Source organism: Bordetella sp. N (assembly GCF_001433395.1).
GTDB lineage: Bacteria > Pseudomonadota > Gammaproteobacteria > Burkholderiales > Burkholderiaceae_B > Bordetella_C.
In genome coordinates, this window is sequence record NZ_CP013111.1 from 5,917,841 (window position 1) to 5,928,418 (window position 10,578).

Sequence of the window (10,578 nt, forward strand, 5' to 3'; positions counted from 1 at the left end):
GCCCTGGGCAACTTCCCTTAGCCTCAGGCGATTTCCTTGAGCACCTTGCCGATGGTGTCGAAGATCTCGCCGATCTGCGCTTCGTCGATGATCAGGGGCGGCGACACCGCCAGGATGTCACCGGTGTAGCGCACCATCAGTCCCGCGTCGAAGCACTTCTTGAAGGCTTCGGCGGCGCGGGCACCCGGCGCACCGTCACGCGACGCCAGTTCGATGCCGGCCACCAGACCGATATTGCGCACATCGATGACATGGCGTGCGCCTTGCAGGCTGTGGGCGGCTTTTTCGAAGGTCGGCGCCAGTTCGCGGGCGCGCTCGAACAGGCCGTCGCGCTTGTAGATGCCCAGGGTCGCCAGGATGGCGGCCGCGGCCAGGGGGTGGGCCGAGTAGGTATAGCCGTGGAAGAACTCGATGCCGCCGTTGACCGAATTGACGACCGCGTCGTGGACCTCGCGCTTGACCGCCACCGCGCCGGCCGGCACGGCGGCATTGCTGACACCCTTGGCCATGGCGATCAGGTCGGGCGTCACGCTGAAGTGCTCGCTGGCCGTGGCCGAACCCAGGCGGCCGTAGGCAGTGATGACTTCGTCGAAAATCAGCAGGATGCCGTGCTTGGCCGTGATTTCACGCAAGCGTTGCAGATAGCCTTGCGGCGGAATCAGCACGCCGGTGGAACCGGCCATCGGTTCGACGATGACGGCGGCCACGGTGGACGGGTCGTGCAGGGTCAGGATGCGCTCCAGCTCATCCGCCAGATGCGCGCCCCAGACCGGCTGGCCCTTGCTGAAGGCGTTCTTTTCCAGGTTGTGGGTGTGGGGCAGATGGTCCACCGACGGCAGCAGCGCGCCGGAGAAGGTCTTGCGGTTGCCCGCGATGCCGCCCACCGAGATGCCGCCGAAGCCCACGCCGTGGTAGCCACGTTCGCGGCCGATCAGGCGGGTGCGCTGCGCGTCGCCGCGGGCGCGGTGGTAGGCCAGGGCGATTTTCAGCGCCGTGTCGACCGACTCCGAGCCGGAGTTGGTGAAGAAGATGCGGTCCATGCCGGCGGGCATCATGCTGGCCACGGCCGTGGCGGCTTCGAAGGCCAGCGGATGGCCCAGCTGGAAGCCGGGTGCGTAGTCCAGGGTCGCGGCCTGGCTGGCGATGGCTTCGGCGATCTCCGTGCGGCAGTGGCCGGCGTTGACGCACCACAGGCCGGCGGTGCCGTCCAGGATCTGGCGGCCGTCCATGCTGGTGTAGTACATGCCCTTGGCGCCGGCGAGCATGCGCGGGTCGGCCTTGAACTGACGGTTGGCGGTGAAAGGCATCCAGAGATGCGACAGATCAGGCATGGCGGGGGCGTTCATGGGGAAGCTCCAGAGGTAAGCGGAGGACATAAGTGACACCAGCGGCGATTTTGGCTCCGGCTTGCCAGGATGAACATATACAATTTGCGCAAATATCCCTGACCGTACAGGGGTAAGCTGGACAACTGTATAGGTATCGGGGCCATATCGACGTCGAAATACCCCGGCATTCTCCCGTCCACCCAGGCCCGTCGTGACCGACTTCCCTCTCATCGAATTCCATCCCGTCCGCGACCGCAACAAGGCCGCCACCCTGGTGCAGCAGGTGATCGACGCCGTGACCCGCGCCATCGACACGCAGGCGCTGCGGCCCGGAATGGCGCTGCCCTCGGTGCGCGACTTCGCCAGGGCGCATGACGTCAGCACCTTCACCGTGGCCGCGGCCTATGCCCGCCTGGTCGCGGCCGGGCGCCTGGTGGCGCGGCCCGGCGCCGGCTATCGCGTGGCGCCCAGGTCCAGCACACAAGCCGGGAGCGCCGGCCCTGGTACCGATGCGCTGCCGCATGCCTGGTCGCCGCCCACCCTGGGCGCGGAGTGGTTGCTGTCGGACGTCTTTGCCGACCATTCCATCCCGGTGAAATCCGGATGTGGCTGGCTGCCGGGCGAATGGCTCAACGAGGACGGGCTGCACCTTGGCCTGCGCCACGTCGCCCGCGTGCCCGGCGCCCGTATCGCGGGCTACGGCCATCCCTACGGTTATGCGCCCTTGCGGGCGGCCATCGCCGAGCATATGGGGGCCATTGGCCTGCCCGTGCAGGCCGAGCAGGTGCTGCTGACCCAGGGCGTGACGCATGGGCTGGACCTTGCCATCCGTACGTTGCTGCGCGCCGGCGATACCGTGATCGTGGAACGCCCCTGCTACGCTAACCTGCTGCCGCTGCTGCGCCTGGCGGGGCTGCGCGTGGTGTCGGTGGAGCGCGCCGCTGCCGGTCTGGACTGCCACGCCCTGGAACAGCTGGCCGCCTTGCATCGGCCGCGCGCCCTGTTCGTCAATCCGGTCCTGCAGAATCCCACGGGCGCCACCCTGACCATGGCCAATGCCTGCCAGGTGCTGCGGGTGGCCGAGCAACACGATATGTGGATCATCGAGGACGACATCTCCCGCGAACTGGCGGTAGGTGTCGCGCCCATGCTGGCGGCCCTGGACGGGGCGCGCCGCGTGGTCTACCTGAGCGGTTATTCCAAGGTGGTCAGCCCGTCGGTGCGCGTGGGCTATGTGGTGGCGCATGCCGACGTCGTGCGCGACATGGCGCGCACCAAGATGGCGGTGGGCCTGACCTCGCCGGAGATCCTTGAGAGGGTGGTGCACCAGGCCTTGCACGAAGGCCGCTATCAGGCGCACGTCGCCCGCGTGCGCGAGCGCCTGGCGCTGGCCCATGGCAAGGTGGCGCAGGCCTTGACCGACCTGGGCATGACGCTGCATTCCGAGCCGCGCGCGGGCCTGTTCCTGTGGGCCAGATTGCCGCAAGGGTGGCAGGGCGGCGCGAATGCCCTGGCCAGCCGCGCCCTGAACGACGGGATCTGGCTGGCGCCGGGGTCTTATTTCGATGCCGACCAGGAAGACATTCCGTGGCTGCGGCTGAACGTCGCCTATTCCGACGACGCGTCCTTATGGCGCTTTTTGCGGCAGGCTACGGCTTAGCGGTTGCGTCGGGCGGTGGGCGTCGACGTGCCCGAGCCGGATTGCCTTGCAGGACGGGCCGTCGGCGTTGGACGTGGCGCCCGTCAGCGCCTCTGCCGTTCGAACTCGACGAAGTCGTATTCGTAACCGTTTTCGGCGGGCTGGGCCTGGCGCGAGGCTTCGCGCCATTCGCCGGCCGGCAATTCAGGGAACCAGGCGTCGCCATCGACGTCGGCCTTGACCTCGGTGGCGACGATGCGGTCGGCCAGCGGAATGGCCGCCGCATAGATCTGCGCGCCGCCGATCACGCACACCTGCGCCACGTCGGCGCAGGCGGCCAGGGCGGCCGGCAGGCTGGTCACCACTTCGGCGCCTGCCGCGGCATAAGCGGTATCGCGGCTGATGACGATGTTGCGGCGTCCCGGCAGCGGCCGTCCCAGCGATTCCCAGGTCTTGCGGCCCATGACGATGGGATGGCCCAGGGTCGTGCGCTTGAAGTGCGCCAGGTCGCCAGGAATCTTCCAGGGCAGGGCGTTGTCACGGCCGATCACGCGATTGCGTGCATAGGCGACCACCAGCGTCAGGGCTGGCCGAGTGCTGCTGCTCATACCGCGACCTGACCCTTGATGTGAGGATGCGACTGATAGTCGACGATTTCGAAGTCTTCGTACTCGTAATCGAAGAGGCTGGCCGGTTTGCGCTTGATGTTCAGCTTCGGATAGGGGTAGGGCTCGCGCGACAGCTGCAGCTCCACCTGTTCGAAGTGATTGCTGTAGATATGGCAATCGCCGCCGGTCCAGACGAAATCGCCCGGCTCCAGGTCGCACTGCTGCGCGATCATGTGGGTCAGCAGGGCATAGCTGGCGATATTGAACGGCACACCCAGGAAGATGTCCGCGCTGCGCTGGTACAGCTGGCAGGACAGCTTGCCGTCCGCCACGTAGAACTGCATGAAGGCGTGGCAGGGCGGCAGGGCCATGTTCGGGATCTCGCCCACGTTCCAGGCCGAAACGATCAGGCGGCGCGAATCGGGCGTGCGGCGGATCTGTTCGAGCAACTGGCTGATCTGGTCGATATGGCCGCCGTCCGGCGTCGGCCAGGAGCGCCACTGGGTGCCGTAGACCGGGCCCAGGTCGCCGTTTGCATCGGCCCACTCGTCCCAGATGGTGACGCCACGTTCCTGCAGCCAGCGCACATTCGATTCGCCGCGCAGGAACCACAGCAGCTCGATGAAGATGCTCTTGGTGTGCAGCTTCTTGGTCGTGACCAGGGGGAAGCCCTGCGCCAGATCAAAGCGCATCTGGTAACCGAAGGTCGACCGCGTGCCGGTGCCGGTGCGGTCGGTCTTGGTGGTGCCATGTTCGTAGACATGGCGCATGAAGTCTTCGTATTGGGCCATGGACTCAGGCGGCTTGGGCCGCGTCGGCGCTGGTGTCGACCACTTCCACGGTGAACGTCAGTTCCGCGGTCTTGGCCAGCATGGCCGAGGCCGAGCAGTACTTTTCGTGCGACAGCTGCACGGCGCGTTCGACCGCCGCGACCGGCAGCTTGCTGCCGGTGACGGTGAAGGCGAAGTTGATCTTGGTGAATACCTTGGGATCGGTGTCGGCGCGATCGGCCTGCAGCTTGACGCTGCAGCCGGTGACCGCGTGGCGGCCACGCTTCAGGATGAGCACCACGTCATAGGCGGTGCAGCCGCCGGTGCCGGCCAGCACCATTTCCATCGGGCGGAACGCCAGGTCATGGCCGCCGCCTTCCACGGCGCCGTCCATCGCGGCGATGTGGCCGCTGCCGGAGGTGGCTACAAACAACATGCCCGAGGGGCCGCCCCAATCGATCGTGCATTCCATGTCGAAAATCCCGTATTTGCTTGATGTTCATGCAAGGGCGGCGGGATGATGCACGCCGCGCCTCAAAGCGGAGATGATAGCCCGACTGCCGTCACTCAGAAGGGATTCCCACGGCGCCAACGCGGCAAGCGGATTGCTGTACGGGCGCCGGGCAGGGGCCTAATCCCCACGCCCTGACCAGGATCAAGACGCATTCGCGTAAGCCCTAATTACAATAGCTGTGATCGCCGCCGCGCACCGCTGCCGGCCGCGCGCCGTTATCAGGAGTTCCATATGTCGTCCGCCACCGCCCCTTCTTCCGCCGCCCCCGGTTTCATGCGGCGGCGCAGCCTGCTGGATACCCTGCTGGGCGAAGCCGATCGCGCGTTGCAGGTGCTTTCCAACAATGCCGCCGCCAGCCGGGCCTACCCCGCCGGAGCGGAAGTGGCCGACGAGCCGCTGAGCGCACAGGAAAAACGTCATGCCGCCGGCCTGATGCGGGTGAATCATGTGGGCGAAGTCTGCGCCCAGGCCTTGTACCGGGGGCAGGCCGTCGCCTGCTCGGACGCTTCCGCCCGCGCCTTGCTGCTGGACGCCGCGGCGGAGGAAGTCGACCACCTGGCCTGGTGCGCGCGCCGCCTGGGCGAGTTGAACAGCCATGTCAGCCTGTTCAATCCGCTGTGGTACGCCGGCTCCTTCGCGATGGGACTGGCGGCGGGCCGGGCCGGCGTGCCGCGCAACCTGGGTTTCATGGCCGAAACCGAGCGCCAGGTCGAAGCCCACCTGGACAGCCATCTGAAGACCCTGCCCGATCAGGACGTGCGTTCGCGCAACGTGGTCGAACAGATGAAGCAGGATGAGATCAATCATCGCGTCAGCGCCGAGCGGGCGGGGGCCACGGCCTTGCCCTTGCCGGTGCGGGGCGCGATGCGAGCCTTGTCGAAGGTGATGACCACGACGGCCTACTGGATCTAAGCCTCGATCCAGGCCGGCATCCGAGGCGAGTGAGAATGGGGACAGGGTTAACCCGCTATACGTCCCCTTTAATGAGCGCTTCTGATGCCCCTGTGCTTGCCTGGGGAAGGGTGAATAATGCGATGCACCAAAGCAACACCATGGGTGATCTTCACGGGGGCTCGAAAATTTTCTTGCATCGCACAAAAGTCTTGGTTAATATTCACTCATCGGATGTCGAAACGCGGTCGGTGCGGTGAATAACCCCGGCAGCAACGGAAGACCCCCCGGGTTAACCCTGCGACATGCCACGATTGTCTCCTCCACCCTCCTCCTTTGGTGGATTTAGCCCAAGATCGCAAGATCTTGGGCTTTTTTTTTTCCTGCGTCTGGCGAACGCAGGCAGGAGGGCTGCGCAGCCGGCGAAGTCGAGGAGGGCTGCGCCCCTCGACTCGATCTTTTCAGGAAGCCGAAGGCCCGCGCCTCCCGTCCGGGCGCAGGAGGCCGAGGGGCGCAGCCCCTCGCCGTTGGCCCCGGGGGAGCCGAGGGGGGCCCCGCCCCCCTCGATCCTTCAATCAGTATCGATGCGTTGCGAGTGACGAGGCCGCTAGCGGCCCCCTACATGAGGCCCTACCGTGGAATTCCCCGAATCCACTAAACGTTTGCTCACATGAGGAAACCGATAGCCGCCAGGGCTGCTCTGCCGCCTTCCGCCTTTCCACTAAAATCCGGCCATTCGTTCCAGCTGTGGATAAATTTATGTTGCGTATTCAGGATGTCAAACTTGCCGTTGTCGGGCTGGGCTATGTAGGCTTGCCGCTGGCGGTTGAGTTCGGCAAGCGGCGGCCCGTGATCGGCTTCGATATCAACCGGCACCGGATCGACGCCCTGCAACGCGGGCATGACCACACCCTGGAAGTCGACGATCAGGAACTGGCCACCGCCGCCCAGCTGGTCTGCACGGACGACCGTGCCCGCCTGGCCGACGCCAACGTCTTCATCGTGACGGTGCCCACGCCCATCGATGCCTACAAGCAGCCCGACCTCACCCCCCTGATTCGCGCCAGCGAAACCATAGGCGCGGTGCTCAAGCGCGGTGACATCGTCATCTACGAATCCACCGTCTATCCCGGCGCCACCGAGGAAGATTGCGTGCCCGTGCTGGAGCGCGTGTCGGGCCTGAAGTTCAACGAAGACTTCTACGCCGGCTACAGCCCGGAACGCATCAACCCGGGCGACAAGGCGCATCGCGTCAGCACCATCCGTAAAGTGACCTCGGGCTCCACGCCGGAAGTGGCCGAGCTGGTCGACCAGCTCTATCGCGAGATCATCACCGCCGGCACCCACAAGGCCGCGTCCATCCGCGTGGCGGAAGCCGCCAAGGTCATCGAGAACACCCAGCGCGACGTCAACATCGCCTTGATCAACGAGCTGGCGCTGATCTTCAACAAGATGGACATCGACACCGAGGCCGTGCTGGAGGCCGCCGGCACCAAATGGAATTTCCTGCCGTTCCGGCCGGGCCTGGTGGGCGGTCACTGCATCGGCGTGGATCCGTACTACCTGACCCATAAAGCCCAGTCCATCGGTTACCACCCCGAGATCATCCTGGCCGGCCGCCGCCTCAATGACGCCATGGGCAGCTATGTCGTGTCGCAACTGGTCAAGGCCATGATGCGCCGGCGCATCCACGTGCAGGGCGCGCGCGTGCTGGTGATGGGCCTGGCGTTCAAGGAAAACTGCCCGGACCTGCGCAATACGCGTATCGTCGACATCGTGCGCGAGCTGGGCGAATACAACGTCGAGGTCGATGTCTACGACCCGTGGGTCGATCCGGCCGAGGCCGTCCACGAATACGGCATCACCCCCGTCAGCGCGCCGCAGGCAGGCGCCTACGACGGCATCGTTCTTGCTGTCGCGCACAAGCAGTTCGCGGAAATGGGCGCGGCCGCGATCCGCGCCTACGGCAAGCCGGACCACATTCTGTACGACTTGAAGTACGTCTTGACCGCGGACGAATCGGACCTGCGGCTTTAAACCCCGGTCATCATTGAAGAAGGTGTAAGCATGACGAATCGCTATCAACAGATTACCGAGGAACTGCGCCAGTCGCCCCGCAAATGGCTGGTGACCGGCTGCGCCGGCTTCATCGGCTCGAACCTGCTGGAAACGCTGCTCAAGCTGGATCAGACCGTGGTCGGCCTGGACAACTTCGCCACGGGCTTCCAGCACAACCTCGACGAAGTCATGGAGCTGGTGTCGGCGGAGCAGTGGGGCCGGTTCACCTTCATCGAAGGCGACATCCGCAATGTCGAAACCTGCCGCCGTGCCTGCACGGGCGTGGATTTCGTGCTGCACCAGGCCGCGCTGGGTTCGGTGCCGCGTTCCCTGCAGGACCCGCTGACCACCAATGCGGTGAACATCGATGGCTACCTGAACATGCTGGTGGCTGCCCGTGACGCCCGCGTCCATGGTTTCGTCTACGCGGCGTCCAGCTCGACGTACGGCGACCATCCCGGCTTGCCCAAGATCGAGTCGGAAATCGGCAACCCGCTGTCGCCCTACGCCGTGACCAAGTACGTCAACGAGCTGTACGCCAGCGTGTTCGCGCGCTCCTACGATTTCGGCAGCGTGGGCCTGCGTTACTTCAACGTGTTCGGCAAACGCCAGGATCCCAACGGCGCCTATGCCGCGGTCATCCCCAAGTGGATCAGCGCCATGATCCGTGACGAGGATGTCGTGATCAACGGCGACGGTGAAACCAGCCGCGACTTCTGCTTCGTCGAAAACGCCGTGCAGGCCAATCTGCTGGCGGCGCTGTCGCAGCCGGAGAAGGCAAGCCAGGTCTACAACGTCGCCTACAACGCCCGCACCAGCCTGAACGAATTGTTCGAGCACCTGCGCGCCCAGTTGGCCAAGCATGGCGTCAAGTACGACAAGGCCCCCGTCTACGGCGAGTTCCGTGCCGGCGACGTGCGCCATTCGCTGGCGGACATCGGCAAGGCCAACGAACATCTGGGCTACAAGCCCATGCATGACATTCTGGAAGGGCTGGAAGTGGCCATGCCCTGGTACACGCAGTTCCTGCGTTGATCGGGTAAGGCAGGTCCGGGCCACGCGACCCGGACATCTCGCCGCACCATGCAAAACGCCCCATGCCGGCTTCCCGGCATGGGGCGTTTGCCTTGAGGCTAGCCTTAGAAAGGCAGCTTCAGAAAGGCAGCTTCACATCGGGCTTGAGCAATTGCAGCTGCTTGCGGAAGTCGTCCTGGATGCGCTTGAGGGCGGCATCGTTGTCGGCCTCGAAACGCAGCACCACCACCGGCGTGGTGTTGGACGGGCGGGCCAGGCCGAAACCGTCCGCATACTCGGCACGCACGCCGTCGATGGTGACCACATTGATGGCGCCATCGAACTTGCCCTTTTCCTGCAGCGCCTTGACCAGCGCGAAGGGTTCGCCTTCTTCCATTTCCAGCTTCAGCTCGGGCGTGGAGATGGCCTGGGGCAGGGCTTCCAGCACGGCCGACGGGTTAGCGTCGCGCGAGACGATTTCCAGCAGGCGGGCGCCCGTGTACAGACCGTCGTCGAAGCCGAACCAGCGTTCCTTGAAGAAGATGTGGCCGCTCATTTCGCCAGCCAGGGGCGCACCGGTTTCGGCCAGCTTGGCCTTGACCAGCGAATGGCCCGTCTGCCACATCAGCGGCTTGCCACCCGCTTCGCTGACGGCCAGACCCACGTGGCGGCTGCACTTCACGTCATAGATGATGGTGGCGCCGGGATTGCGTGCCAGCACGTCGCGCGCGTACAGGATCAGCTGGCGGTCGGGCCAGATGATTTCGCCGGACTTGGTGACCACGCCCAGGCGGTCGCCGTCGCCGTCGAAGGCCAGGCCGATTTCATTGTCGGTGGTCTGGACGCAGCGGATCAGGTCTTCCAGGTTGTGCGGGTCGGCCGGGTCCGGATGGTGATTCGGGAAGTTGCCGTCGACTTCGCAGAACAGCTCGGTGACTTCGCAGCCCAGGGCGCGGAACAGCTTGGGCGCGATGGCGCCGGCCACGCCGTTGCCGCAATCCACGGCGATCTTCATCGGGCGCGCCAGTTTGACGTCGCCGACGATGCGTTGCAGATAGGTTTCGACCAGGTCCAGCTCGCGGCGCTTGCCGGGAGTGACGCCGGCCGGGGCCTTGCCGCCCGCGGCTTCCATGGCCTTGCGCAGATCCAGGATGGCGTCGCCGTAGAGGGCGGCGCCGGCCAGCATCATCTTGAAGCCGTTGTACTTGGGCGGGTTGTGGCTGCCGGTGATGGCCACGCCGGAGCCGGTCTTCAGCGTATAGGCGCCGAAATAGACCAGCGGCGTCGGCACTTCGCCGATGTCCACGGTGTCCACGCCGCCGGCGTTCAGGCCTTCCTGCAAGGCCAGCGCCAGTTCTTCACTGCTCAGGCGGCCGTCGCGGCCGATGACCAGTTCGCTGACGCCCACGGCGCGGGCGCGGGCGGCCAGGGCCAGGCCCAGTTCGCGGGCAAAGCCGGTATTCAACTGGTCCGGCACGGTGCCACGGATGTCGTAGGCCTTGAAGATCGATGCGGGAATTTTCGACGCGGTAGCCACGTTGATTCCTTGTTCCAGGGTGCGATGAAAAGGGCATTATCCTCGATTGCCGGCGCCCCCATCCTTGGGCGCATGCCGCGTTTGCCCTAGTTCTGACGGGCGATGCGGCAGCGCGGGATGCGTTCCAGCGGACGACTTCGAGAGGATCGCGCCACGAGGAATTGGCCCGCCGGTGTGGCGAGAAAGGAGGATTGTTACACGGAAGCGGACCTCGTCGTT

9 protein-coding genes are annotated in these 10,578 nt (G+C 65.4%); 4 read left to right on the forward strand and 5 right to left on the reverse strand.

Going from position 1 to position 10,578, the window contains the following annotated elements:
- Positions 1-23 precede the first annotated feature (23 nt).
- Complete coding sequence (locus ASB57_RS25570; RefSeq protein ID WP_057654719.1) at positions 24-1,346, reverse strand: aspartate aminotransferase family protein; 1,323 nt, start codon at positions 1,344-1,346, stop codon at positions 24-26.
- A gap of 193 nt (positions 1,347-1,539) precedes the next feature.
- Between ASB57_RS25570 and ASB57_RS25575 the strand changes: the two genes are divergently transcribed.
- Positions 1,540-2,988, forward strand: coding sequence for a PLP-dependent aminotransferase family protein (locus ASB57_RS25575; protein ID WP_231755253.1), 1,449 nt, complete (start codon positions 1,540-1,542; stop codon positions 2,986-2,988).
- An 83-nt stretch (positions 2,989-3,071) separates the two neighbouring features.
- Here the strand turns inward: ASB57_RS25575 and ASB57_RS25580 are convergent, their stop codons facing one another.
- From ASB57_RS25580 to ASB57_RS25590, 3 genes are read right to left on the reverse strand one after another with little or no spacing between them, the layout of a single operon-like run.
- Positions 3,072-3,575 carry a dihydrofolate reductase gene (locus ASB57_RS25580; protein WP_057654720.1) on the reverse strand — a complete coding sequence of 168 codons (504 nt, stop codon included), beginning with the start codon at positions 3,573-3,575 and terminating at the stop codon, positions 3,072-3,074.
- On the reverse strand, positions 3,572-4,366 hold the full coding sequence (locus ASB57_RS25585; protein ID WP_057654721.1) for a thymidylate synthase: 795 nt from the start codon (positions 4,364-4,366) through the stop codon (positions 3,572-3,574). The genes ASB57_RS25580 and ASB57_RS25585 overlap by 4 nt, the downstream gene beginning before the upstream one ends.
- Before the next feature lie 4 nt (positions 4,367-4,370).
- A complete protein-coding gene (locus ASB57_RS25590) occupies positions 4,371-4,817 on the reverse strand; it encodes an OsmC family protein (RefSeq protein ID WP_057654722.1) in 447 nt (148 codons plus the stop codon).
- Positions 4,818-5,090: 273 nt separating this feature from the next.
- On the opposite strand from ASB57_RS25590, the gene coq7 reads away from it, so the two are divergent.
- The 3 genes from coq7 (at position 5,091) to ASB57_RS25605 (ending at position 8,843) form a co-directional block, all read left to right on the forward strand.
- Positions 5,091-5,771: a 2-polyprenyl-3-methyl-6-methoxy-1,4-benzoquinone monooxygenase gene (gene coq7, locus ASB57_RS25595; protein ID WP_057654723.1), complete on the forward strand. Its 681-nt coding sequence runs from the start codon at positions 5,091-5,093 to the stop codon at positions 5,769-5,771.
- Positions 5,772-6,509: 738 nt separating this feature from the next.
- Positions 6,510-7,787, forward strand: coding sequence for a Vi polysaccharide biosynthesis UDP-N-acetylglucosamine C-6 dehydrogenase TviB (gene tviB, locus ASB57_RS25600; RefSeq protein WP_156414264.1), 1,278 nt, complete (start codon positions 6,510-6,512; stop codon positions 7,785-7,787).
- Between the two features lie 30 nt (positions 7,788-7,817).
- The gene (locus ASB57_RS25605; RefSeq protein ID WP_057654724.1) at positions 7,818-8,843 is read left to right on the forward strand and encodes an SDR family oxidoreductase; all 1,026 of its coding nucleotides are present in this window, start codon (positions 7,818-7,820) and stop codon (positions 8,841-8,843) included.
- Positions 8,844-8,961: 118 nt separating this feature from the next.
- On the opposite strand, the gene ASB57_RS25610 is transcribed toward ASB57_RS25605, so the two are convergent.
- On the reverse strand, positions 8,962-10,359 hold the full coding sequence (locus ASB57_RS25610) for a phosphomannomutase/phosphoglucomutase (protein ID WP_057654725.1): 1,398 nt from the start codon (positions 10,357-10,359) through the stop codon (positions 8,962-8,964).
- Positions 10,360-10,578: the final 219 nt, after the last annotated feature.

Excerpts from the sequence above, each read along its gene's own strand:
- tviB (WP_156414264.1), top strand. The coding sequence starts at position 6,510 with ATGTTGCGTATTCAGGATGTCAAACTTGCCGTTGTCGGGCTGGGCTAT.
- ASB57_RS25590 (WP_057654722.1), bottom strand. The coding sequence starts at position 4,817 with ATGGAATGCACGATCGATTGGGGCGGCCCCTCGGGCATGTTGTTTGTA.
- ASB57_RS25580 (WP_057654720.1), bottom strand. The coding sequence starts at position 3,575 with ATGAGCAGCAGCACTCGGCCAGCCCTGACGCTGGTGGTCGCCTATGCA.
- coq7 (WP_057654723.1), top strand. The coding sequence starts at position 5,091 with ATGTCGTCCGCCACCGCCCCTTCTTCCGCCGCCCCCGGTTTCATGCGG.
- ASB57_RS25570 (WP_057654719.1), bottom strand. The coding sequence starts at position 1,346 with ATGAACGCCCCCGCCATGCCTGATCTGTCGCATCTCTGGATGCCTTTC.
- ASB57_RS25605 (WP_057654724.1), top strand. The coding sequence starts at position 7,818 with ATGACGAATCGCTATCAACAGATTACCGAGGAACTGCGCCAGTCGCCC.
- ASB57_RS25585 (WP_057654721.1), bottom strand. The coding sequence starts at position 4,366 with ATGGCCCAATACGAAGACTTCATGCGCCATGTCTACGAACATGGCACC.